Source organism: Xanthomonas euroxanthea (genome assembly GCF_900476395.1).
Taxonomy (GTDB): Bacteria; Pseudomonadota; Gammaproteobacteria; order Xanthomonadales; family Xanthomonadaceae; genus Xanthomonas; species Xanthomonas euroxanthea.
In genome coordinates this window covers 168673-192543 of the sequence record NZ_UIHB01000010.1, presented here as the reverse complement: position 1 = coordinate 192543, position 23871 = coordinate 168673, and the positions used below count along the sequence as shown (strand labels likewise).

The 23871-nt window shown below is 66.3% G+C and carries 17 protein-coding genes; 10 read left to right on the top strand and 7 right to left on the bottom strand.

Annotated features, from left to right (window positions below):
- The first annotated feature begins 69 nt into the window (after positions 1 to 69).
- Positions 70 to 1071 carry a zinc-binding dehydrogenase gene (locus tag CPBF1521_RS20815; RefSeq protein ID WP_115678234.1) on the top strand — a complete coding sequence of 334 codons (1002 nt, stop codon included), beginning with the start codon at positions 70 to 72 and terminating at the stop codon, positions 1069 to 1071.
- Positions 1072 to 1456: 385 nt separating this feature from the next.
- Here CPBF1521_RS20815 and CPBF1521_RS20810 read toward each other — a convergent pair whose 3' ends face one another.
- Positions 1457 to 1660 (bottom strand): YdcH family protein, encoded by a 204-nt coding sequence (locus CPBF1521_RS20810; RefSeq protein ID WP_181901337.1) that lies wholly within the window; start codon positions 1658 to 1660, stop codon positions 1457 to 1459.
- A gap of 716 nt (positions 1661 to 2376) precedes the next feature.
- On the opposite strand from CPBF1521_RS20810, the gene CPBF1521_RS20805 reads away from it, so the two are divergent.
- Positions 2377 to 2730, top strand: a complete 354-nt coding sequence (locus CPBF1521_RS20805) for a ribonuclease E inhibitor RraB (RefSeq protein WP_115678233.1) — start codon at positions 2377 to 2379, stop codon at positions 2728 to 2730.
- An 87-nt stretch (positions 2731 to 2817) separates the two neighbouring features.
- On the opposite strand, the gene CPBF1521_RS20800 is transcribed toward CPBF1521_RS20805, so the two are convergent.
- From CPBF1521_RS20800 to CPBF1521_RS20785, 4 genes are all read right to left on the bottom strand, one after another.
- Positions 2818 to 3351, bottom strand: a complete 534-nt coding sequence (locus tag CPBF1521_RS20800; protein WP_115678150.1) for a lipocalin family protein — start codon at positions 3349 to 3351, stop codon at positions 2818 to 2820.
- Between the two features lie 344 nt (positions 3352 to 3695).
- Complete coding sequence (locus CPBF1521_RS20795) at positions 3696 to 4730, bottom strand: glycoside hydrolase family 43 protein (RefSeq protein ID WP_115678149.1); 1035 nt, start codon at positions 4728 to 4730, stop codon at positions 3696 to 3698.
- Positions 4731 to 4763: 33 nt separating this feature from the next.
- On the bottom strand, positions 4764 to 6251 hold the full coding sequence (locus tag CPBF1521_RS20790; RefSeq protein ID WP_115678148.1) for an MFS transporter: 1488 nt from the start codon (positions 6249 to 6251) through the stop codon (positions 4764 to 4766).
- A gap of 235 nt (positions 6252 to 6486) precedes the next feature.
- Positions 6487 to 9429: a TonB-dependent receptor gene (locus CPBF1521_RS20785; RefSeq protein ID WP_181901318.1), complete on the bottom strand. Its 2943-nt coding sequence runs from the start codon at positions 9427 to 9429 to the stop codon at positions 6487 to 6489.
- 466 nt (positions 9430 to 9895) lie between these two features.
- Here CPBF1521_RS20785 and CPBF1521_RS20780 point away from each other — a divergent pair, with 466 nt between their 5' ends.
- From CPBF1521_RS20780 to CPBF1521_RS20755, 6 genes are all read left to right on the top strand, one after another.
- Complete coding sequence (locus tag CPBF1521_RS20780) at positions 9896 to 11221, top strand: MFS transporter (RefSeq protein WP_115678147.1); 1326 nt, start codon at positions 9896 to 9898, stop codon at positions 11219 to 11221.
- 10 nt (positions 11222 to 11231) lie between these two features.
- The gene (locus CPBF1521_RS20775; RefSeq protein ID WP_115678146.1) at positions 11232 to 12224 is read left to right on the top strand and encodes an endo-1,4-beta-xylanase; all 993 of its coding nucleotides are present in this window, start codon (positions 11232 to 11234) and stop codon (positions 12222 to 12224) included.
- Positions 12225 to 12275: 51 nt separating this feature from the next.
- On the top strand, positions 12276 to 13697 hold the full coding sequence (gene uxaC / locus CPBF1521_RS20770; protein WP_115678145.1) for a glucuronate isomerase: 1422 nt from the start codon (positions 12276 to 12278) through the stop codon (positions 13695 to 13697).
- Positions 13698 to 13881: 184 nt separating this feature from the next.
- Complete coding sequence (gene galB / locus CPBF1521_RS20765; RefSeq protein ID WP_115678231.1) at positions 13882 to 16560, top strand: beta-galactosidase GalB; 2679 nt, start codon at positions 13882 to 13884, stop codon at positions 16558 to 16560.
- Positions 16561 to 16799: 239 nt separating this feature from the next.
- Complete coding sequence (locus tag CPBF1521_RS20760; RefSeq protein WP_181901317.1) at positions 16800 to 17984, top strand: endo-1,4-beta-xylanase; 1185 nt, start codon at positions 16800 to 16802, stop codon at positions 17982 to 17984.
- Between the two features lie 76 nt (positions 17985 to 18060).
- On the top strand, positions 18061 to 19098 hold the full coding sequence (locus tag CPBF1521_RS20755; RefSeq protein ID WP_115678144.1) for an SMP-30/gluconolactonase/LRE family protein: 1038 nt from the start codon (positions 18061 to 18063) through the stop codon (positions 19096 to 19098).
- Between the two features lie 142 nt (positions 19099 to 19240).
- Here CPBF1521_RS20755 and CPBF1521_RS20750 read toward each other — a convergent pair whose 3' ends face one another.
- Positions 19241 to 20287, bottom strand: coding sequence for a Kelch repeat-containing protein (locus CPBF1521_RS20750; RefSeq protein WP_115678143.1), 1047 nt, complete (start codon positions 20285 to 20287; stop codon positions 19241 to 19243).
- 302 nt (positions 20288 to 20589) lie between these two features.
- Here CPBF1521_RS20750 and CPBF1521_RS21925 point away from each other — a divergent pair, with 302 nt between their 5' ends.
- Together CPBF1521_RS21925 and CPBF1521_RS20735 are read left to right on the top strand one after the other, a co-directional pair.
- On the top strand, positions 20590 to 21585 hold the full coding sequence (locus CPBF1521_RS21925; protein WP_201798640.1) for a DNA-binding protein: 996 nt from the start codon (positions 20590 to 20592) through the stop codon (positions 21583 to 21585).
- A gap of 158 nt (positions 21586 to 21743) precedes the next feature.
- Positions 21744 to 22166, top strand: a complete 423-nt coding sequence (locus tag CPBF1521_RS20735) for a hypothetical protein (RefSeq protein WP_115678142.1) — start codon at positions 21744 to 21746, stop codon at positions 22164 to 22166.
- A gap of 67 nt (positions 22167 to 22233) precedes the next feature.
- Here CPBF1521_RS20735 and CPBF1521_RS20730 read toward each other — a convergent pair whose 3' ends face one another.
- A complete protein-coding gene (locus tag CPBF1521_RS20730; RefSeq protein WP_115678141.1) occupies positions 22234 to 23856 on the bottom strand; it encodes an L-lactate permease in 1623 nt (540 codons plus the stop codon).
- Between the last annotated feature and the right edge of the window lie 15 nt (positions 23857 to 23871).

Here is a 23871-nt window from a genome sequence, read left to right as displayed (position 1 = left end):
ATAGCATCGCGCCACCTTTCATCACGATCGGGTGCGTTGGACCACTGGCGTGCCCGGCAGGAGATCTCCATGCGCGCAGCCATCCACCCCCAATTCGGCGACCCCGCCAAGGTGCTCGAACTCGGCCAGCGGCCCACCCCGCAACCCGGCAAGGGCCAGGTGCGCATCGCCATGCGTCGCTCGCCGATCCACAACCACGACCTGTGGACGGTGCGCGGCAATTACGGCTACAAGCCCGAGCTGCCCGCCATCGGCGGCAGCGAAGCGGCCGGCGCGATCGACGCACTCGGCGAAGGTGTCGACGGCCTGCAGATCGGCCAGCGCGTGGTCGCCGCTGGCGTGCATGAAAGCTGGGCGGAGTACTTCCTCGCCGATGCCTCTGGCGTGGTGCCGCTGCCCGACGCGCTCGACGACGACCGCGGCTGCCAGCTGATCGCCATGCCGCTGAGCGCCTTGATGCTGATCGAGTTCCTGCAGGTCAAAAAAGGCGACTGGATCGTGCAGAACACCGCCAATGGCGCGGTCGGCAAGACGGTAGCCATGCTCGCCGCCGCGCGCGGCATCAACGTGATCAACCTGGTGCGCCGCGATGCCGGTGTGGACGAGTTGCAGGCGCTGGGCATTGGCAATGCAGTCTCCACCGCGCAGGAAGGCTGGCAGGACACCGCCCGCGCGCTGGCCGGCGACGCACCCATCGTGCGCGCGATCGACTCGGTCGCCGGCAGCGCGGCCGGCGAGCTGATGGGGCTGCTGGCCGAAGGCGGCGAGCTGGTCTCGTTCGGCTCGATGACCGGCGAGCCGTTGCAGATTTCCAGCGGCGATGTGATCTTCAAGCAGGCCAGCGTGCGCGGCTTCTGGGGCACCAAGGCCATGGCCGCCACCAAGCCCGAGGACAAGCGCCGCATGATCGGCGAACTGCTCAAGGCCGCCGTCGATGGCCGCCTGGCCCTGCCGGTGGAAGCGGTGTTCGACCTGGAAGACGCCGCCAAGGCCGCCGCAGCCAGCGCCGAACCGGGCCGCCGCGGCAAGATCCTGCTGCGTGCTGGCCGAGCGCTGCACGCAGGAGTCTGATTGTCTTGCCCTGGCGCTTCCTTCCCCCGCTGGCGGGGGAGGTGCCCGAAGGGCGCATGCGGGAAACGCAGCGACAGTTGGTCAACGTCTGCGGACTCGCAGTCAGTCGGTTACGTGCGCGCAACGCCACGCCAAGGCCACGCTTGCTCCACCCGCCATGACACGCCGCGTCCCCCATCGCGAATCACATGTCGCGCATTCGCAGCCCCGCCAGCCAATCTGCTCACAGGCACCGTAGAAGCACGCCTGAGCGCGACGGGCCTTCCAGGGGAACGTCTCATCGCGCCCAGGTGCGCTCCTACGCAGGGGAATTGGCCCCAAGAGCGGGCAGACGCCGCGATCAGCGCGCCGGTGTCGACAAGCGAACCCAACTGAAGGCACGACCTCACGCCGGCTCGTCAGGCACCAGTTCCATCTCCAGCCGCGTGATGCAGTCCTTGAGATGCAGCTTGCGCTTCTTCAGGCGCTTCATCTGCAGCTCGTCCTCCAGATTCGCGGGCACGCGCTGGATCTCCTCGTCCAACGCGCGGTGGGCGCGTCGCAACTCGGCGATCTGCTCGGCAATCTCGGCGGGTAAGAGGGTTTCCACGGCTCCGAGCATACACAACCGCGGCCCGGTCGCGTCACCTGCTTGCCAGGCAGCTTGAGGCTGCGACAACGGCGGCGCGCCGCCGGGGAAGCGGGCGGCGCACCCGATCCCCTCATTGCCGCGCGGCCACGGCCGTCGAGAAATGAGCCTCACGATGCGCCTGCGGTGTTCCCTGCCGGCCCTGAGCCTGCTCACCGCCGCCGACAACGCAATGTCTGACAATTTCGACCTTGTGGATAAGGCAGCGGTGCGCCTATCGTCCACAAGCTGATGAAAGGTCTGGTAACAAGGCAGGATGATGTCACGCCCACGATGTGGAGCGTGGTCAGAGACCTCACAAGCAGTGGCGACCGGAGGACATGCCCCAACCACTATGGAGTTTTCACCATTGTCTGAAGTGGCCTGTGATCAGCATTGATGCTCAGTCGGTTGCTCTGGATGGCGCCCACCCTGCATGCGGTTGCATGGTCACCACGCGACTCCAGTCGCGCGTCTGATTGGATTCGGGTGCTGAAGCCGGCGGCCAGACGACGGGTCTTGCTGCCTCCGCCCTACCTGCGATAACCGCGCTGCTCAGCGAGCCTCCTGCTCTGCCTGAGTACCTGCTCTCCAGTGCCGCTGGCGGCGCGCCATTGCTACGTCACATATGAATACCTGGTGAGAGCCAGGCGCTAGAATTCCTCCTCGGCCAATTGGCCGCCAAAATCCAAACCCTCATGCAACGACATCCGGACCTGTATCCCAACGACGACAACGGCGACACTCTCTGGCACATCGCCCAGCAAGGGGTGGATCTATCCAAGCCACGCGAGATTGCGTTCTCCGTGGTCTTCCCCACGAAGGAGTCGGCACTGGAGTTCTCGGTGACGCTGCTGCGCTTCGAGCAGAAGGTGCGTTGCTGCCACTACCCGGACAACACGGCGTTTCCGATGGACGTGACGGTGTATCCGACCATGATCCCAACGTACAAGGCGATTTCGGCGTTCGAGGAAGAGCTGGCAGCCGAAGCCAAGCCGCTGGGTGGCTTGAATGACGGGTGGGAATTTTCCGTGGATGACAAGAACGTCTGACGCGCACGGCATGTAAGCGCCTGCGATGCGGTCACTGCATCGCTGGGCGCGGTCGCAGTTTTTTTTCCGCAGCGGCGCTTTACCGCGTCAGCGCTGCGACTGCGGGACGCGGCGCAGCTGCGAGACGTCGTAGCCCATGGCGGCGATACGTTGGACGGCCTGCTGATAGTCGGCCTCGGAGACCTGCGGCGTGCGCGCCATATACCAGACGTAATCGCGCTTGCTGCGTGCCACGATGGTCTGCGAATAGTCTGCATCGCGCCAGGCGATCACGTACTCGGCCTTGAACGGCCAGAAGAACTGCATGCTCCACAGCGCGCCATTGCCCTCCTTCGCCACCCGGCCGATCGGATGCATGGACTTGAGCGGTGCCTGGAAGCTGCCCTTGCGAAAGGTAAAGGTGGTCTGGATGCGGCCGTCTGGGCGCAGCGCATAGCTCTCCACCGCATCGTAGGCCTTGCGCTCGGGCCGGGTGGGAATGTGCGCGATGACGTACCAGTCGCCCATGAAGCGCGGCACGTCCACGCTGTCTGCGCGCGGCAAGGCGGAACGCGACTCACCGCCGCTGGCACTTCCGTGGGCCGCGAGCGTCAGTAACAACAGCATCGAACCATGTCGCATGACAATCTCCACCTAAAAGAAACACGTACATGCCCTACGGAGTTGCCATGCGTGCGGATGCAACCCCATGCGATGCAGTTCCGCACTGGCGCACGCCGGCCTGCCGTGCCAGTGAGGCGACGGTAACGTCCAACATGTCATGGCCGCGTTGAAGAGCGAGGCCGACGCGTCGCGCACGCCAGGAGATGCTCGATCAAAGACTTGAGCGCTGGGGCGACGATCGGCCGTAGTAAGGATCACGACGTGCTTTGAAAGCATCGCGGTGACAGGACGTGTCGTTCAGTGCCGGCGGTGGAGCCATGACGCGCTGGTGGACGTTCCGGGAAGCAGGAGCGCAACGACATTCACCAGGGTGACACCGCGTCTTCGCCATATGGATAAATCGTCGCGATCCTTCCGTCGGCAGCATGCTGCAACGGTGCCATCTTGATGCTGCGCAGATGCGTCTGCCCGCCCGACAAGACAGCGTCGTGATAGAACAGATACCACTGGCCTTCGACCGCACAGATGGAGTGATGCGTGGTCCAGCCAATCACCGGTGCGAGCAGCACGCCCTGGTAGGCGAATGGCCCGTACGGGGAGTCGCTGGTGGCGTAGCAGATCAGGTGGGTGTCGCCGGTGGAATACGACAGGTAGTAGCGGCCCGCATGGCGATGCACCCAGGGGCCTTCGAAGAAGCGGCGGGCGTGGTCGCCGGCGCGGAGCGGGGCGCCGTGTTCGTCGAGGATGACGATCTCGCGGGTGGGTTCTGCCAGTTGCGTCATGTCCTCGCGCAGGCGGGCGACGCGCGGGCCAAGCGCAGGCGCAGCGTCGTCAGGTTCCTGATGGGTCGGCGCGTAGACATTGTCGCGGTAGTGCTGCAGCTGGCCGCCCCAGATGCCGCCGAAGTACAGGTAGTGCGCGCCGTCGTCGTCGGCCAGGATGGCCGGGTCGATCGAGTAGGTGCCGGCAATGGGTTCGGGCTCGGCGACGAACGGGCCTTGCGGGCCATCGCCGACTGCCACGCCGATCTGGAAGATGCCGTCGGCACGCTTTGCAGGGAAATACAGGTAGGTCTTGCCGTCGCGCTGCGCGGCATCCGGTGCCCACATCTGGCGCTGTGCCCAGGGCACGTCGCGCACGTGCAGCACCTGCCCCAGGTCTTCCACCGGCGCGTGCGGATGCGCCATGCGCAGCACGTGGTAGTCGGCCATGTCGAAGTGCGAGCCGTCGTCGCTGAAGGCAACGCCGGCATCGATGTCGTGGGAGGGGTAGATGTACAGCGCGCCGTCGAACACGTGTGCAGACGGGTCGGCGGTGTAGAGGTGGGTGACCAGCGGTGCGGAAATGGCGGTGCGCGCCAGCGCCTGCAGTGCAACGGTGTGCAGTTCATCGGACATGCGCGTACCTGTGCATGAGGTGGGAGGAGGGAGTCAGGGCGAAGCGAGTGGTGCGGCCTGACGGCGCAGGCCCAGCTCGTGTTCGATGCGGGTTTCCAGCGTCTTGTCGATCTCATACAGCGCCAGCAACGCGGTGCCGAGCAGGAACGGGATGGACGCATACACGCTGATGGCCAGGCGAATGCCGCTCGTCACTGCTTCGCCTTGCAGCGGCAGGGCGGCGTCGTAGCCATAGAAGGCCAGGATGCCGGCGACCAGGGCGCCGCCGACGCTCAGGCCGATCTTCAGCCCGCACAACATCGCCGAGAAGATGATCGCGGTGGCGCGGCGGTGGTTCTTCCACTCCGAGTAGTCGGCCACGTCGGCGATCATCGCCCACAGCAGCGGGATGGTGATGCCGTAGAAGAAGCCATGCAGCACATAGGAGGCGAACACCCAGCCAATCGCATCCGGCGGGTACACGTAGAACGCCAGCAGAAACACGGTGGAGATCAGCAGCGCGCCACCGAAGACGTTGCGCTTGCCGTAGCGGTCTGCCAGCCGCTTGGAAAAACCGATGCCCACGATCATCGCCAGGATGCCGCCGGCACTAAACACGCTGAACGCTGATGTCGGTGCGTCCTGCGGCCACTGCAGTGCACTCATGCCGGCACCGGTCAACACACTGTTGATGCCGCCGATAAAGCGATTGAAGCCTGCGTGATCCAGAAACAGCGTCAATGCGTTCGCATCGAGGTAGTACTTGAAGTAGTAAATGTACATCCCGCCCTTCATGGCGAGATTGATGAAGACCAGGATGGTCAGCGCCAGCATCACCAGCCAGGGCTTGTTGCGGACCAGGTCGGTAAGGTCCTGGCGCACGCTGGTGCGTTGTTCGGCGATCGGCAGCACGCGCTCGCGCGTGGTGAAAAAGGTGATCAAAAAGCACAGCGTGCCGACGGCGGCGAACAGCGCCATGGTGTTGCGAAAGCCCTGCGCCTTGTCGCCATTGCCCAGGATCAGCACCAGCGGCAGCAGCAGCACCTGGATGATGAACTGCGCAAAGGTCACTGCCAGGAAGCGATATGCCGACAGGCTATTGCGCTGCTCCATGCTGCCGGTGAGCACGCCGCTCAATGCCGAATAGGGCAGGTTGTTGGCCACGTACACCAGCATCAGCAGCGTGTAGGTGGCGAAGGCGTAGGCGATCTTGCCCTGCTCGCCGAGGGCGGGCGTGTTGAACGCGGCCAGCGACAACGCACCGAACGGCACTGCCGTCCACAGGATCCACGGGCGGAACTTGCCCCAGCGCGTGCGGGTGCGGTCGGCCAGGATGCCGATGATGGGCGTGAACACGAACGCGCCAAGCATGCCCACCACGAAGATCAGCGTAGCGGCCACGCCCGCCGGGATGCGGAACACATCGGTGTAGAAGAACGCCAGGAAGGTGACCAGCGTCTGGAAGATCAGGTTGGCGGCCAGGTCGCCCAGGCTGTAGCCGATCTTTTCGCGCAGGGAGAGCTGTTGTGACGGATCGTTCATGAGGCGGGGCGGGCTCGAGGAATGCTGCGGGAAACGCCGCGGCGCGCGCCATGCCGCCGACCGCGATCGGTCCGGATCGCGGCGGCAGGCATGGCGCCTGAAGTGTCCGGCAAAACCGCGCGCGCCAGGGGAGCGGCAGCGGCATGCGGTGCGCGGGCCATGCAACAAGACCACGCGCGCTCCACGGGTCGGCCACACCCGCCTGGCCTCTGTGCGGTCGTGTCGATGACCACGCTCAGAACGTGCCGCGGATGCCGAGCATGACCGTGCGGCCGGGCTCGTACAGATCGTAGGTGGCGTTGGGCCAGGCGTAGGTGGTGCGCAACGGTTCGTCGGTGAGGTTGGTGACGTTGAGGGTGAGCTGCGGCTTGGACGGCAGCCAGTCCAGTGCGTAGCTGGCCGACAGGTCCAGCTGGCCACGCGCATCGGCGTTGAGGCGCGCATACGGAATGCCGTTCTGGTTGGCGCCGGAGATCACCATGTCGTCGTTCCAGGTGTAGGACAGGCGCACCGAGGCGGCGTCCTTTTCCCAGTACACGGTGCCGTTCCACAGGTTGGGTGCGACGCCGACCGCCACTGCCGGAATGCCTTCGCCTTCGGAGGATTGGGTGACGTGGGTGTAGTTCACGCTGAAGCCCAGGCCGTCGACCAGCTTGTCCAGCGGCTGCACCCAGATTGCCTCGGTGCCGCGAATGTTGAGCACGCCGTCGGCGTTGACCTGGGTCTGCACATCCACGGTGGCCGCATTCGGGCCGCCGCGCTGGTCCAGGCCGGCCTGCTGGATCGGCAGCAGGCTCTCGTACGGCACGCCCAGGTCGTTGAAGGGAATGCGCCGCACGCCGTTGACGGTGAAGCCGCTGATGCGCTTGTTGAACAGCGTCAGGCCCACATAGCCTTCGCCGCCGGTGTACCACTCGCCACCGAAATCCACGTTGGTGGACAGATACGGCGCCAGGTTCGGATTGCCCTGGGTTGCGGTCTGCGCGGAGGGGTCGCTGAAGTTGGTGTTGGGCAGCATCGCGCTGGGATCGGGGCGGGTGAGCGTGCGCGAGCTGGACAGGCGCAGCACCACGTTGTCTGCCACGTCCCAGGCGGCGTTGAACGAGGGCAGGGTTTCCTTGTAGTCCGAATCCAGCACCTGGATGCGGCGGATGCCGTTGATGGTGACCGGGCCGGTGATGGTCTGGTCGGTGGTCACGTAGCGCACGCCGGCGTTGAAGCGCAGCGTGCGGTTCCACACCTCGGTTTCGGCGTTGGTTTCGATGTAGAAACCCCAGTTCTTTTCGCGGATGCCGCCGGCCGAGGCACCGGTGTTGGCGGAGTTGGTTTCCGGGGCGGAATCGCGTAGCGCGTAGTAGTTGGTGTCGCCCAGGAAGCGGTTGAAATCGGCGGTGATGAAGCCGTCCGGGCCGGGGCGCAGATAGCCGGCCAGGGCCGCATTCGGAATTGCCGAGCCGGGGCCGCCGTTGCAGATGGTGCCGCCGCCGCCGCGGCAGACCACCTGCTCCCAGGCGATGCTGTTGTCGAAGCCGCGAATGGTGCGCTCGGCCTGGTCGTAGGCGGCGCCGATCTTGATGTTGCGCTTGTCTTCGCCGAATTGCAGGTCGGCACGTCCGCCACGTGTTTCGGTCACGCGTTTTTCGTTCTGGATATTGACCCGTCCCCCGTTCCAGCCCCAGCCCAGGTTCGGGTCGTTGAGATCGAGCGGGCTGCTGATCGACGGGCGGTCGCCGCCCTCATTGCGGTAGTCGACGGTGGTGAACGGCGAGGTGACCAGGATGCTGGGCGATTCGCGATCCAGCCAGCTGCGCGTGGCATTGGCCTGCACGTTGAGCTTGATGTCCTGGTCCGCGCCGAACAACAGTTCCGCACCCGGGTTGACGCTCCAGAACTTGACCTCTTCGCGGTACGGGCGCGCTTCCAGGAAGTACTGCGCATTGGCGAAGGTGGCGCTGGTGACCACGTTGTTCTGGTCCAGCTGCATGCCCAGCGGAATCATGTTGCCGTTGCGGCCGATCAGATTCATGCTGATGCGCTCGGTGGTGCGCTTGGCTTCCGAATACAGCGTATCCAGGTAGAAATGCATGCTGTCGGAGGGGCGCCATTCCAGCGACATCACCGAGGCATCGCGGTCGCGGTCGCCATTCATGTACACGCTGCGGCCCAGCCGCGGAATCAGTGCGTCGCTGATCTGGTCGATGCTCAGGTCGGGGTTGCGCGCCAGCAGCCAGGCCGCATCGATGGTCTCGCCGGTGGTCAGGCCGCTGCCGGCGGTGGCCGGCACGCGGTCGGGGATGCGCCAGTTGCCGCCACCATTGACGTTGCACGCGGCCGGCTGATTGGTGGCCGGCGTGCCCGCAGGCGGGGTGAGGCCGCACTGGGTGTAGGTGAGGCCGGGGTTGGTCCAGCCCACGCTTTCGAAGCCGCGCACGCCCAGCTTGCTGCGCACCGAGGCCACGCCGAACAGTGCGCCGAAGGTGCCTGCCTCGTTGGTCCAGCTGCCCATGAAGGCGCCGCGCGGGGTGGTCTTTTCGCTGGTGCTGTTCCAGTCGGCCTGGGCCTGGTAGGTGAAGTGCACGCCGGGGCGATCGAACGGCCGCGCGCTGCGCATGTCCACCACGCCGGACACGCCACCTTCGAGCATGCTGGCGGTGGGCGTCTTGCTCACGGTGAGCTGGGTGAAGAATTCGGTGGGAAACAGGTTCAGATCAACTTCGCGGTTCTGGTTCTGCGCGTTCAGGCCGATCGAGGCGGTGGCGATGCTGGCGCCGTTGAGCGTGGTCTTGGTGAAGCTGGTGCCCAGGCCGCGGATGGCGATGTTCAAGCCCTCGCCATTGACGTCGCGCGAGAGCTGCACACCGGGGATGCGGTTGAGCGACTCGGCGATATTCATGTCCGGGAACTTGCCGATGTCCTCGGCAAACACGGTGTCGGCAAAGCCCACCGAGTCGCGCTTGGCATCGGTGGAGAACTGGATGCTGCGTCGGTAGCCGGACACGGTGACGGTGTCGAGCTGGGTCACCGCATCGCCGCCGGCAGCGGTGGCCGGTGGCGGTTGTGCGGCAGGCGCGGCGCTGCTGGCATCGCTGGACTGCGCCCAGGCGGCAGTGCTGGCCATGCCCAGCAGGATGGACCCCAACGCGCAGGACAACGCGGTTCGTGCGTAGCTGTTCTTCACCGTAATCCCTTCCCTAACAGGTGAGCAGATGTCCCACGCATCGCCCCTGCGCAGGGAGTGCCGCTGCCGATGCGCGGCGCGGCGATGGTGCGGTGGGGAAGAACGGGCGATCAGTGACGCCGGATGGTAGCGCTACCAAATTCAGAACATCACGCTGCAGGGCAGCATAGGCGGCGAGGTATCGCGGCGGCGGGCAACAGCGGCGCTGATAGAAACCGTGCCGGCTGCGCACCACGCGCTGGCGTGCTGCACTGCGCGATGGTTTTTGCCCGACAGCGTGGTAATGGTAGCGCTATCACCCGTGGCGCAAGGCCACCTTCGTGCAGGTGCAGTGCTCGATGAATCGAACCGAAGAACGCGGCAGCCAGAGGCCGGGCTACCCCGGGCATGTGGCAGTGCCTAGCAGTGGTCGCTGCGCGATTGCCCCGCGCATGCTGCGCGCAGCAGCGCTGCGGCGCGCGGGCACATGAGCCAGTTGCCGCACGCCGCTGCGCCCGCCGGCACGCTGGCGCGCCTGGGCCGCATGCGGTGGCGCGTGTGCGCACTGCTGCTTGCCGCCACCACCATCAACTATGTCGACCGCCAGGTGCTGGGCGTGCTGGCGCCGTTTCTGCAGACGCAGATCGGCTGGAACGAGATCCAGTACGGCTATATCGTCACCGCCTTCCAGGCCGCCTACGCGCTGGGCCTGTTGTGCAGCGGTGCGGTGATCGACCGCTTCGGCACGCGCGTCGGCTACGCGCTGGCGATCGGCATCTGGAGCCTGGCGGCGATGGGGCATGCGCTGGCCACCAGCGTGGTGGGCTTTGCGATCGCGCGCTTCTTCCTGGGGCTGGGCGAGTCTGGCAACTTCCCCGCCGCGTTGAAGACGGTGGCCGAGTGGTTTCCGCGTCGCGAGCGCGCCCTGGCCACCGGCATCTTCAATTCCGGCTCCAACATCGGCGCCATCGTCGCGCCGTTGCTGGTACCGCTGATCGCCACCGCCTGGGGCTGGCAGGCGGCCTTCCTGTTCACCGGCGTGCTCAGCGCCACCTGGCTGCTGGTGTGGTGGCTCAGTTATCACCCGCCGGAGCAGCAGCCCGGCCTGTCGGCGGCAGAGCTGGCGCATATCCGCAGCGATGCGCACGAGCCGGTGCAGCGGCGGCTGTCGTGGCTGCAGGCGCTGCGGCACCGGCAGGCCTGGGCGTTCGTGCTGGGCAAGTTCATCACCGACCCGATCTGGTGGTTCTTCCTGTTCTGGCTGCCCAAGTTCCTGCATGCCGAATACGGTTTGAGCCTGTTGCAACTGGGCGCGCCGTTGATCGTGATCTTCGTGCTGGCCGACATCGGCAGCATTGCCGGCGGCTGGGTCGCCGGGCGCTTCATCGCGCGCGGCTGGAGCGTCAACCGCGCGCGCAAGACCGCCATGCTGATCTGCGCCGTCTCGGTGGTGCCGATCGTGTTCGCTGCACGTGCCGATAATCTGTGGCTGGCGGTCGGCCTGATCGGCCTGGCCACTGCCGCGCACCAGGGTTGGTCGGCCAACCTGTTCACGCTGCCCTCTGACATGTTTCCGCGGCATGCGGTGGCCACGGTGGTCGGCATCGGCGGCTTTGCCGGGGCGGTCGGTGGCATGCTGATCGCCACCTTCATCGGGTTCCTGCTGCAGGCCACCGGCAGTTATGTGCCGGTGTTCCTGATGGCAGGCTCGGCCTACCTGCTGGCGCTGGCGGTGGTGCACGCGCTGGTACCACGCCTGGAGCCGGCGCAGCTGCCGGCAGCGGCCTCACCGGCCGCCACCGCATCGTCCTGAGGGGAGCATCATGCACTTACGCACACTGGCAGCCGGCGTGTTGTTGGCAGCGAACATCGCAAGCCTGGCGCAGGCCGCACCGCTGGCCGCCGGCGCGCCCAAGTTCCTGGGCAGCGCCTACAGCCCGCAACAGGCGCCAGGATTCGCGCAGTACTGGAACAAGCTCACCCCGGAAAACAGCGGCAAGTGGGGCAGCGTGGAAGCGGTGCGCGACCAGATGGACTGGAGCGGGCTGGATACGGCCTACAAACTGGCCAAGGCCAACGGCATGCCGTTCCAGATGCATGTGATGGTGTGGGGCAACCAGCAGCCGGAGTGGATCAAGTCGTTGCCGCCGGCCGAGCAACGCCGCGAGATCGCGCAGTGGTTTGCTGCGGTTGCGCAGCGGTATCCGGACATCGACCTGCTGGAAGTGGTCAACGAACCGCTCAACGACCCGCCCAGCAAGGACGACACCGGCGGCGGCAATTATCTGCAGGCACTCGGCGGCAACGGCGCCAGCGGCTGGGAATGGGTGCTGCAGTCGTTCCGGCTGGCGCGCCAGCACTTCCCGCGTGCGCGGCTGATGATCAACGACTACAGCATCACCAACAGCGCCCAGGCCACGCAGAAGTACCTGCAGATCGTGCAGCTGCTGCAGCGCGAGCAGCTGGTCGATGCGATCGGCGTGCAGGAGCATGCCTTTGAAACCACCCCGAACGTGGCGATGTCGGTGCATCATGCCAATCTCGATACATTGGCCGCGACCGGCCTGCCGATCTACATCACCGAGTTCGATCTGGACGGCCCCAGCGATGCGCAGCAGCTGGCCGACTACCAGCGCGTCTTCCCGGTGTTCTGGGAGCACCCGGCGGTGCGCGGCATCACGCTGTGGGGGTTCCGCCCCGGCCTGTGGCGCGACAAGGAGGCGGCGTACCTGATCCGTGCCGATGGCACCGAACGGCCTGCCCTGACCTGGCTGCGCGATTACGTTGCCAGCCATCCCGGCACGCGCGCGCCATGACGCGTGCAGTTGCTGGATTTCGTTTTCAGTCTCTTTTGGTGCATTGATGCCATGTCCACGCCTTCGCCCCTGACCCTGCACGACGACCGCCTGCTGCCCGCCGACCCCGGCACGCGCGCGATCGCACGGCGCCTGTATGCGCAGGTCGCCGCGCTGCCGATCATCAGCCCGCACGGCCATACCGACCCGGCATGGTTCGCCACCGATGCGCCATTCGCCAATGCCACCGAGTTGCTGCTGGTGCCGGACCATTATGTGTTCCGCATGCTCTACAGCCAGGGCATCGCGTTGGACGCATTGGGCATCCCGCGGGCGGACGGGTCGCGCGCGGCGGTGGACCCGCGCGCGGCGTGGCGCGTGTTCGCCGAGCACTACACGTTGCTGCGCGGTACGCCGTCAGCGTTGTGGCTAAACCATGTCTTTCATGATGTGTTCGACCTGCGCATCCGGCTGGATGCCGGCACCGCCGATCATTACTACGACCACATCACCGCCGCCTTGCAGACAGCGGCGTTTCGCCCGCGGGCCTTGTTCGAGCGTTTCAACATCGAGGTGATTGCCACCACCGAATCGCCGCTGGACACGCTGCAGCACCACGCGGCCATTCGCGCCAGCGGCTGGAAGGGACGCGTGCTCACCGCGTACCGGCCGGACCCGGTGGTCGACCCCGAACACGAACAGTTTGCCGGCGCGCTGCAGCAGTTTGGCGCGCTCACCGGCGAGGACGTGCTGAGCTGGCAGGGCTATCTGCGTGCGCATCGGCAGCGCCGCGCGTTCTTTGCCGCACACGGCGCAACCTCCACCGACCATGGCCACCCCAGCGCGGCCACCGCCGATCTGTCGCCGGCCGAGGCGCAGCGCCTGTTCGACACCGTGGTGCGCGGTGCGGCCACGCCCGCGCAGGCCGAGCTGTTCCGCGCGCAGGTGCTGACCGAGATGGCGGCGATGAGCCTGGACGATGGCCTGGTGATGCAGCTGCATCCGGGCTGCTTCCGCAATCACAACCGGCAGTTGTTCCAGACCTTCGGGCGCGACAAGGGCGCCGATATTCCGATGCGTACCGACTACGTGCACGCGCTCAAGCCGCTGCTGGACCGGTTCGGCAATGACCCGCGCTTCCGGCTGATCGTGTTCACGCTGGACGAAACCAGCTACAGCCGCGAACTGGCGCCGCTGGCCGGTCATTACCCGTCGCTGTTGCTGGGCCCGGCCTGGTGGTTCCATGACGCGCCGGAGGGCATGTGGCGGTTCCGCGAGCAGACGCTCGCCAGTGCCGGCTTCTACAATACCGTGGGTTTCAACGACGACACCCGCGCCTTCCTGTCGATCCCGGCACGCCACGATGTGGCGCGGCGCGTGGACAGCGCGTTTCTCGCCAGGCTGGTTGCCGAGCATCGCCTGGATGAGGATGAAGCGGTCGAGGTGGCGATCGATCTGGCCTACCGCTTGCCCAAGCGGGCCTACCACCTGTGAAGGTGGGCGAGGCAGCAGGCAGCGATGCCCACCCGTGTGCACGAGGGGCGGACATGCCGTGCGTGTATAGACGGCAGAAGAGTGCCGCGCCATGACGCGTGCCGGCAGGCAGGCACCGGTGATGCACGATTTGAGGCGCTGCGCAGGTGTTGCACGTGTGGCGATGCTCTGCATCTTCATCGTCATGCCCGCGCTGGCAGCACCACCGGCGCCTACCGAACTGCCAAAAGAGCGGATCTCGCTCAACGCGCAATGGCGCTTCCACCGCGGCGACCCTCCCGGCAATCGCCAACTCCTGGATTACGACGTCCGCCCGCAGGTGCTACGCAGCGAAGACGGCAAGGTGGCCGATGCCCGGCCCGAGCAGGCGCAGCACCTTGATGCCGGCGCAACACGCGTGCTCAAGCCGTGGATCCTGCCCACGGCCAATGCGTTGATTGCAGACCCGGCAAACCGCCATGTCCGACCGCCCGGGCATCCGGGCAGCAGCGTGGCCTTCGTGCAGCCGCAGTTCGACGACAGCGGCTGGGAGCGCGTGGATCTGCCGCACGATTGGGCCATCGCCGGGCCGTTCCTGGCCGATGGCCCGTACGGCGGCATGGGGCGCCTGCCGAGCTGGGGCGTGGGCTGGTACCGCAAGACGCTGGACATTCCGGCCAGCGATCGCGGACGTTCGCTGTTTCTGGATCTCGATGGCGCGATGGCCTACGCCACGGTCTGGCTCAACGGCAAGCTGGTCGGCGGCTGGCCGTATGGCTACAGCTCCTGGCGCGTGGACCTGAGCCCGCACGTGGTGTTTGGCGCCAGCAACCAGCTGGCGATCCGCCTGGACAACCCGCCCGACTCGGCGCGTTGGTATCCCGGTGGCGGGCTGTATCGCAATGTATGGCTGACCAGGACCGCGCCGCTGCATGTCGCGCACTGGGGCACGCAGCTGACCACGCCGCAGGTGTCGGCCGACCGGGCGCAGGTGCAGCTGGCAGTCACGCTGGACAATGCCGCCCGCAGTGCGGTGCTGGCGCAGGTGAGCACCGCGATCTATGTGCTCGACGCTGCACGCGGTACGCGCAGTGGCGAGCCGGTCGCGCGCATTGCCGCCATGCGGGTTGCGGTTCCCGCGGGTGGTAGCGCCCGCGTGCAGGGCAGCACGCAGATCGACCAACCACGTCTCTGGGGCCCGCCGCCCACCCAGCGCCCACATCGCTATGTCGCAGTGACCGAGGTCCGCCAGGATGGGCATGTAGTGGATCGCTACGAAACGCCGTTCGGCATCCGCAGCATCGTGTTCGATGCCGAGCAGGGCCTGCTGGTCAACGGCGAACAGGTGCCGATTCGCGGCGTGAACAATCATCACGACCTCGGCGCGCTGGGTGCGGCGTTCAATGTGCGCGCCGCCGAGCGGCAACTGCAGCTGCTGCAGCAGATGGGCGCCAACGCCATCCGCATGAGCCATAACCCGCCCGCGCCGGAGCTGCTGGAGCTGACCGACCGCATGGGCCTGCTGGTGGTGGACGAGGTGTTCGACAGTTGGCAGATGAAGAAGACCCCGCTGGATTTCCACCTGGTGTTCCCGCAGTGGCACGAGCCGGACCTGCGCGCGATGCTGCGGCGCGACCGCAATCATCCCTCGGTGGTGCTGTGGAGCGTTGGCAACGAGGTCGGCGAGCAATACACCGGCGAGCAGGGCGCGGCGATCGCACGCACACTGCACGCCATCGTGCATGAGGAAGACCCCTCGCGCCCGGCCACGGTGGCGATGAACTACGCCTCGCCGGACATGCCGCTACCGGCTGCGCTGGATGTCATCAGCCTCAACTACCAGGGCGAGGGCATCCGCGACACACCGGAGTTCGCCGGCACCGAGCGTATTCGCAAGCAACCGCAATACCCGGCGTTCCATGCGAAGTTTCCGCACAAGGCCATCCTCAGCAGCGAGACCGCCTCGGCCTTGAGCAGCCGCGGCGTGTATCTGTTTCCGGTGACGCCGGACACCAGCGCGCCGGTGCGCGATGGGCGCGGCGGCGATTCGGTCGCGCACCAGGTCAGCGCCTACGAACTGCATGCGGTGGACTTCGGCTCCAGCGCCGACAAGGTGTTCGCGGCCCAGGACCAGCATCGGTATGTTGCCGGCGAATTCGTCTGGACCGGTTTCGATTATCTGGGCGAGCCCACGCCGTACTACAGCTCGCGCAGTTCCTACTCCGGCATCTTCGATCTGGCCGGTTTTCCCAAGGACCGCTACTGGCTGTATCAGTCACGCTGGCGCCCCGACCTGCCGATGGCGCACCTGCTGCCGCACTGGACCTGGCCCGGCCGCGAGGGCCAGGTCACGCCGGTGCATGTGTTCACCTCCGGCGACGAGGCCGAGCTGTTCGTCAATGGCGTCTCGCAGGGGCGCAAGCGCAAGGGCCCGCTGCAGTACCGGCTGCGCTGGGACGATGTGGTCTACCAGCCCGGCGAGCTGCGCGTGCAGGCGTACAGGCAGGGCAAGCCTTGGGCCAGCGACCGCGTGCAGACCGCCGGCAGCGCCGCGCGCATGCAGGTGATGCCCGACCGCAGCCGCATCCGTGGCGACGGGCAGGATCTGAGCTTTGTCACCGTGCGCCTGTTCGATCGCGCCGGACGTCCTGCGCCGACCGCTGGCGACCGCCTGCGTTTCCGCATCGAGGGCCCGGGCGAACTCGTCGCTACCGACAATGGCGACCCCACCAACCTGGAGTCGTTCGCCGCGCCGCAGCGCAACGCCTTCAACGGCCTGTGTCTGGCGATCGTGCGCGGCAAGGCCGGCGTGCGGGGCACGATCACCGTCCATGTCGAGTCCGACAGCTTGCAGGCGGCCAGTGCGCAGGTGGTGGTGGAGTGATGGGGCTGCTGCTCGGCAATTGTGTGGCACGTGCAGGTGAGCTGTCGCGTGCGGATGGCGATGCGGTGCCTGCACGCAACAGATGCGATGGACGCAAACGTGCTCCCGCGTTCGCTAGCGTGGTTGCCGGATTCACACGCACCTGGCAACGCATAAGCTGCGATCCCGCATTGGCGCGCATTGCCAGTCACGGTCAGCCGCGAAGAGAACAGAAAACGCATCCGATCAGGACGCCTGTCATGCAAGAAAACAGTACGCGCGCATCAACCTGCCTGAGCATTGCGTTCGCCGTCATCAGCGCCGTCACTGCACTGCCAGCCTCCGCTGCCTGCGACACCCGCAGCACGTCGCTCCGGCGCGCCTACGCCGACGGCTTCCTGATCGGCACCGCCGTCAATGCCGACATCGTCTCCGGCAAGGATGCCGCTTCTGCGGCGCTGGTCGCCTGCCACTTCAATGCCGTCACCGCCGAAAACGTGATGAAGGCCGAAGTGGTTGCGCCACGTCCGGGCGTGTTCGACTTCAGCGCTGCCGATGCCTTCGTCGCCTACGGCCGCAGCCACGACCTGTTCGTGATCGGCCATACGCTGGTCTGGCACAACCAGACGCCGGACTGGTTCTTCGTCGATGCACAGGGCAAGCCCAACACCGCCGACGCGCAGCTGGAGCGCATGCGCGCGCACATCGCGCAGGTGGCAGGGCGGTATGCCGGCAAGGTGCAGGCCTGGGACGTGGTCAACGAGATCATCGACGAAGACGGCAGTTACCGCGATACCAACTGGGTGCAGCGGGTCGGCGACGGCGACACCGTGGTGCGTAACGCCTTCGCCTTTGCCCAGCGGTATGCACCGGATGCGCAGCTCTACTACAACGATTTCAACGCCTGGCGGCCCAGCAAGCGCGACGGGATCGTGCGCATGGTCAGGATGCTGCAGCAGGCCGGCATCCGTATCGACGGCGTCGGCATGCAGGGACACTGGGGGCTCAACTACCCCAGCCTGCGCGACATCGAAGACGCCATCGATGCCTACGCCGCGCTCGGCATCAAGGTCATGATCACCGAGCTGGATATCGACGTGTTGCCGCTCACCAGGGAAGGCCAGGTCATCGGCACCGGCCTTGCACACACGCAGTTCCAGCTGCCGGAATTCAAGCGCTTTCTCGACCCGTATCGCGATGGCCTGCCAGCGCAGGTGCAGGCGCAACTGCGTGATCGCTATGCCGAATTGTTCGCGCTGTTCTGGCGCAAGCGCGACAAGCTCGCCCGCGTCAGTGTCTGGGGCGTCACCGACGGCATGTCATGGAAGAACGACTACCCCGTGCCGGGGCGTACCAATTATCCGCTGCTGTTTGATCGCAATCACCAGCCCAAGCCGGCAGTGGATGCGATATTGGCGGTGCCGGCGCACGCTGGCGAGCGCTAGCATGGTCGCCAGCGTGCGCAGCAGACCTGCACACGCATGGTGGCATCATGGCCCGACTTCGTTACTGGACTGACCGATGCGCTTACCGCCCTATCTGCTGTTGGCCGTTCCGCTGCTGGCCATTGTCGCTGCCTGCACGAAAAAGGAAGCTCCGCCGCCGCGCTTCACGGCGATCGGGCACCTGGAAACCTTCGACCAGCGCTTCGGTAAGGTGGTTGCGGCCGACGCGCGCATCGAGAAGCTCACCGAAGGCTTCACCTGGTCCGAGGGCCCGGCCTGGGTGCGCAATGGCGGCTATCTGTTGTTCACCGATGTGCCGGAAAACACGCTTTATCGTTGGTCCGAGGAGGCGGGCCTGTCGGTCCTGCTGTCGCCGTCTGGTTACAGCGGCCCCGAGCAGGCCACGCTACGCGAGGCCGGCGCCAATGGGTTGTATGCCGAACCCGATGGCACTGTGTTGCTGGCCGATTCCGGCACGCGCATCGTCGCCAGGCTCGACCCGGTCACGCGCAAGAAGACACCGCTGGCAACGCAGTTCGAAGGCCACCGCTTCAACAGCCCCAATGATCTGGTCCGCCGCAGCGATGGCGTGGTGTTCTTCACCGACCCGCCGTATGGCCTGAAGGGCATGAACGACTCGCCGGTCAAGGAACTGCGCTTCAACGGCATCTACCGCCTGGACACCGACGGCAGCGTGCACCTGCTGGACGACAGCCTCAGCCTTCCCAACGGCATCGCCCTGTCGCCCGACGAGCGCACCTTGTATGTGGCCAACTCCGATCCGCAGCGCCCGATCTGGATGGCCTACACGCTCGACGCCAACGGTGCGGTGACCGGCAAGCGCGTGTTCGCCGACGCCTCCGATCTGGTGGCCAAGGACGCGCCCGGCCTGCCCGACGGCATGGCGGTCTCCGCCGACGGCCACCTGTTCGCCACCGGCCCCGGCGGGGTCATCGTGTTCGCCCCCGACGGCCGCAGGCTGGGCCGCATCGAAACCGGCGAGGCCATCTCCAATTGCGCCTTCGGCGACGACGGCCACACCCTCTACATGACCTCGCACGCGATGCTGACGCGGGTGCGCGTCAAGGCGCGGGGCCTGGAGTTTGCAAGGTAGCACCCGATAGCCCACCACATCCAGTCGCCGCTCTTGTAGGAGCGGCCCTGGCCGCGATGGAGCGTGACCGATCGCCCAGTACGACAAGTCGCTTTCCCTTCGAGCCAAGACTGCGATCCGGCTCGGATGCAACCCACCTCGCTTAGCGTGTGGCTTCCGCCCCGCCCAACACCAACACATCATCCAGCTCCGGCCCGCCGCCACGGTTGCCGCTGCCCGCAACGATGTACAGATCGTCGCCGATGGCGGCAACCTGGGTGCCATGCCGCCCTTGCGGCAATGCTGCCAGCGTCGTCCAGATGGACGCGGCTGGGTCGTAGGCTTCCACCTCGTCGTGCGCCTTGACCTGCCGCATGCTCTCGCCACCGATGACCAGCAGGCGGCCATTGCGTGCGATGGCCGCAGTGCCTGCGCGCTGCGTCGGCAGCGCAGCCGGTGCTACCGACCAGGTGCCGCGCTGGATGTCATACACATCGACGTCAGGAATCGTTTGCGCCAGGGTATTGCCGCTTTCGTGCGCCGACCTGCGTCCACCGGCGGCATACAGTTTCCCGTCGAGCACCACTGCATGGAAATGATCGCGGGCACGCGGTGCGTCGGCCAGCTGCGCCCATTGCTGCGTTCTGGTGTCGAACGCATCCAGCCATGGCACATAGCCGCTCATATGGCCGCGCGTGTTGCCGCCGACCAGGTACAGCACGCCGTCGTGCTCCACCGCGCCTGCCGCGCCGCGGCGGCGATGCTCGGGAATCTCCGGCCCCACCTGCCAATGGTCGGTGCGGGGATCGTAGATCAGCAGATTGCTCAGCGACGCTTCCTCGGGATAGTCGCCGGTGAACCCGCCCACGACGTACAGCTTGCCCGACGACACCACCGCCTGCGCGTGGCTCACCATCAGCGGCGGCGCACTGCCCTGCGACCAGCGGCGCGTGCGGGTGTCGAAGATCTCCAGCGGGCGCTGATCGCGTCCACCGACCAGATACAGGCGATCGCCAATGGCCACCATGCTGTTCTCATGCCGCGCATGCGGTTGGTTGCGCGGGCTCAGCACCTGCCACTGGGGCGACTGTGTCGATTGCGCCGACGTGGCTGCCGGCGCCGCTGCGTCGGCAGCCTGCGCAAGCGCGGGGAGCATGCCGATTGCGGCAGCGAGCAGGCCCGCGTGGAACGAGGTCTTCAACAGGCGCATGCAGCACTCTTGCGATAGCCGTGGCAGGCCAGTGTAGCGACACATGCACGGCGATCCAGCTTCCCAAGCAGGCTGATCTGCGCCTGCGCCTGCGCCTGGCGCGGCGGATGTCGCTTGCCAGTGCATGCTGAGCGAGAGCTCGCCTTGACTGCCGCGCAAGCGCGCGCCGCGTGGCGTGCCTGCGTATCGCCGAGTCGCCTCCATCGGCGTGTGGCGTGCGCAGGCCCGGCTGCCAGCCTCTTCACATGCAGCAGCACGGCGCATGCGAACACTACGGTAATTCGATGCGACAGGAGCAACCCGTGCCACGCACACCAGCAAAGCAGGCGATTTCCACACTGCCACCCAGGAACGTTGCCAATGCAGCGGCACGCGGACTGCGCTTGCGCGAGCAGCACGGGCGTGGCGGCACCGCGATCGGCGTTGCGCGCGCGCGCGACCTGTCGGCACAGACGTCGCTGTCCACGCAGACCATCCGGCGCATGCATGCGTACTTCGCGCGCCACAGCGTGGACAAGAATGCCAAGGGCTGGGCCGATCGCAGTGCTCCATCTGCAGGCTACATCGCCTGGCTGCTCTGGGGCGGCGACGCCGGCCAGCGCTGGGCGGCGCGGCTGTACCAGCGTCTGCACGATGCAGCCAGCGCGAAGACCAAAGCAGGAAAGGGCACAGGCACCAGCAACACGGCCGCCACTGGCGCCAGTGGTACGAAGACACGCACCGCCGGGCAGACCGCAGCAAAACGCACCGCAAGGAAGACCGCCGCAAAGAAGGCCGCAAGGAACACAACGGGAACGCCCTCCGCGAAGAAACCTTCGGCGAGAAAAGGCGCAGCCGGCAAAGCAGTGGCCGGTAGCGCGGCGACATCAACGTCCAGGTCGTCGACCGGTGCCCGCAAGGCCACCGGCACGACGGCAGCCAAGAAGGCGGCTGTAAAGAAGACCGCAGCAAGGAAGACCGCAGTCAAGAAAGCGACGGCGAAGAAAAGACCTGCAAAGAAGACTGCGACTAAAAAGACCGCCGCTCGCCGACCTGCGGCCAGCAAGAGCGCCTCCACGCGCAGTACTGCGAAGAAAGGCGAGGGCAAGGCTTCAGCGCCATGGAACAAGCCGGATCCGAAGCGTGCTTCGCGCTCAGGTTCGCTTTCTCCAGCGCAGAAGACGCAGGCCAGACAGCGCGCCAAGGCAGCGGGCCGGCCCTATCCCAACCTGGTCGACAACATGGCCGTGGCACGTAAGGGCAGCGCTGCCAAGCGGGCAGGCGGAGCGGGCGCTGCGAAGAGAACCGGCACGCATTAGCCGCAACCGGGTGCGGGGATGGCCGCCCCTGGCTGGCCCGGAGCGCCGGTGAAAGCTGCGCGCGCAGTGTCTATAGTGGACAAGCTCGCCCGTGCAGATGCGATCCGGAGCTCCGGAAGAGCACACGCACACTCGCCTCATCCTGGACAAGGACGCTCGTGAAGATTTTTCTACCCGTGTTATCGGCCCTGCTGTACGGCGTTGCGCTATGCCTGCCCGCATTGCATGGCGGCAATGATCACCTGGGTGGCTTCGTCATCCTGCTGCTTGGCTGGATGCAGGTGGTCGATGGCCAGTGCGTGGCCTGGATGAGCAATCCGTTGTTCTTCCTGGCGTGGCTGTGTTACCTCTTCAAGGTGGACAAGGTGGCGGCGGCGCTGTTGGTAGCGGCGTGCCTGATCGGGCTGGATACCTTTCGCGCAACCCGGTTCGACAAGAACGAGGCCGGCCACCAGGTCATGATCGACCACGTGGGTATCGCGTTCTATGTGTGGGAGTTGAGCTTTGTTGCGCTGCTCGTCGTGGTGCTGATGCGCCTGTTCGGCACCGCTGGTGCCGTGCAGGTGCGGCAGGCGAAGTGATCCGCAAGCAGGCCGAAGACGCCTGGGCAATGCGGATATTCGTCCGGCCCGCACGCCGCCACCGGCATCAGTGCAGCAGCATCGACAGCAGCCACGTGCAAAGACAGACATACGCCAGCAATCCCAGGCTGGCGGCCAGGGTGGTCCGCATAATTGCCGACTCCTGCCCCACCAGCTTGACCGCAGCGGCGGCAATGGCGATCGACTGCGGCGAGACCAGCTTGGCCATCACGCCGCCGGCGGTATTGGCCGCCACCAGCAATGCGGCCGGCACGCCGATCTGTGCCGCCGTCACCGCCTGCAGATGCGCAAACAGCGTATTGCTGTTGACCACCGAGCCGGTGATGAACACCCCCATCCAGCCGATGACCGGCGACAGCAGCGGAAACACGCCACCGGCCTGCGCCAGTGCCAGACCGATGCTCGACGATGCGCCGGAATAGTTGGTGACATAGGCCACCGCCATCACCAGCGACACGGTGGCCAGCGGTCTCCACATCTCCCTCGCTGATTGGGCCAATTCGCCGGTCGCCGAGCGCAGGGTCAGACGCGGCGACAGCAGCACCGTGAGCACCGCGGCGATCAGGATCGCCGTGCCGGAAGCGTTGAGCCAACCGACATTCCACACCGCAGGCAGGGTACGCACGCTGGCCACCAGTGGCGGCACTTCCTGCACGCGTTGATCGAGCAGGCCGATGGGCAGATGCAAGACCGTGGCGGCAAGCGCGCCGTCCGCGGCAAACAGTGCCTTGAACGCAGGCAGGCTCCATACCAGGATCGCGCCGGTCAGGATGTAGAACGGCGACCACGCACTCAGCACCTGGGCAAGCGTCCAGCGCTGGGTGGAGCACGGCGGCGCCTGTGCTTCGCGGTAGATGCGCCTGGGCCGCCAGAACCGCATGAACAGGGCCAGCCCGCCCATGCCGGCCAGCGGGCCGACAATGTCCACCAGTTCCGGACCCAGCAGGGACAATGTCACCGTCTGCACGCCGCTGAACACCACGCCGACAAACAGCAGCACCGGCCAGGTCTCGCGCACGCCACGCCAGCCATCGAGCATCGCCACCAGCCCCGCCGGCACGAGCAGTGCGCAGACCTGCACCAGCGCGATCAGCATCAGCGACATCTCGTCCAGGCGCACGCCGCCCTGCTGCGCGCCCACCAGCACCGGGATGCCGATCGCCCCGTAGGCACCCGCCGCGCCATTGGCCAGCAGGCACAGCATTGCCGCCTTGAGCGGACGGAAGCCCAGCTCCACCAGCAACGCCGCGCAGATGGCGATCGGCACGCCAAACCCCGCAGCGCCTTCCAGAAATCCGCCGAAGCAGAACGCGATCAGCAACACCTGGATGCGCTGGTCTTCGGACACCGTGGCAATGCTGCCGCGGATCACCTCGAACTTGCCGCTGCGGATTGCCAGCTTGTACAGCCACACCGCCATCAGCACGATAAAGCCGATCGGGAAGATGCCGTTGGCAATGCCCAACAGCGCGGCGCCCACGATGCTGGCCATCGGCATGCCGAACACCAGCGACGACACCGCCACCGAGACCAGCACCGCCAGCGACGCGGCGGTCAGCCCCTTGAGCCGCAGCAGCGTCAGCGCCAGCAAAAAGAACAGCACCGGCAAGGCCGCCAGCAAGGCCGAGAGGTTGGCGTTACCGAGCGGGTCGTAGAGTTGTTGCCACATGGTTGGACCTGCGCG

Coding starts and splice junctions, on each gene's coding strand:
- CPBF1521_RS20815 (WP_115678234.1), top strand. CDS start 70: ATGCGCGCAGCCATCCACCCCCAATTCGGCGACCCCGCCAAGGTGCTC.
- CPBF1521_RS20805 (WP_115678233.1), top strand. CDS start 2,377: ATGCAACGACATCCGGACCTGTATCCCAACGACGACAACGGCGACACT.
- CPBF1521_RS20800 (WP_115678150.1), bottom strand. CDS start 3,351: ATGCGACATGGTTCGATGCTGTTGTTACTGACGCTCGCGGCCCACGGA.
- CPBF1521_RS20795 (WP_115678149.1), bottom strand. CDS start 4,730: ATGTCCGATGAACTGCACACCGTTGCACTGCAGGCGCTGGCGCGCACC.
- CPBF1521_RS20790 (WP_115678148.1), bottom strand. CDS start 6,251: ATGAACGATCCGTCACAACAGCTCTCCCTGCGCGAAAAGATCGGCTAC.
- CPBF1521_RS20780 (WP_115678147.1), top strand. CDS start 9,896: ATGAGCCAGTTGCCGCACGCCGCTGCGCCCGCCGGCACGCTGGCGCGC.
- CPBF1521_RS20775 (WP_115678146.1), top strand. CDS start 11,232: ATGCACTTACGCACACTGGCAGCCGGCGTGTTGTTGGCAGCGAACATC.
- uxaC (WP_115678145.1), top strand. CDS start 12,276: ATGTCCACGCCTTCGCCCCTGACCCTGCACGACGACCGCCTGCTGCCC.
- galB (WP_115678231.1), top strand. CDS start 13,882: ATGCCCGCGCTGGCAGCACCACCGGCGCCTACCGAACTGCCAAAAGAG.
- CPBF1521_RS20760 (WP_181901317.1), top strand. CDS start 16,800: ATGCAAGAAAACAGTACGCGCGCATCAACCTGCCTGAGCATTGCGTTC.
- CPBF1521_RS20755 (WP_115678144.1), top strand. CDS start 18,061: ATGCGCTTACCGCCCTATCTGCTGTTGGCCGTTCCGCTGCTGGCCATT.
- CPBF1521_RS20750 (WP_115678143.1), bottom strand. CDS start 20,287: ATGCGCCTGTTGAAGACCTCGTTCCACGCGGGCCTGCTCGCTGCCGCA.
- CPBF1521_RS20730 (WP_115678141.1), bottom strand. CDS start 23,856: ATGTGGCAACAACTCTACGACCCGCTCGGTAACGCCAACCTCTCGGCC.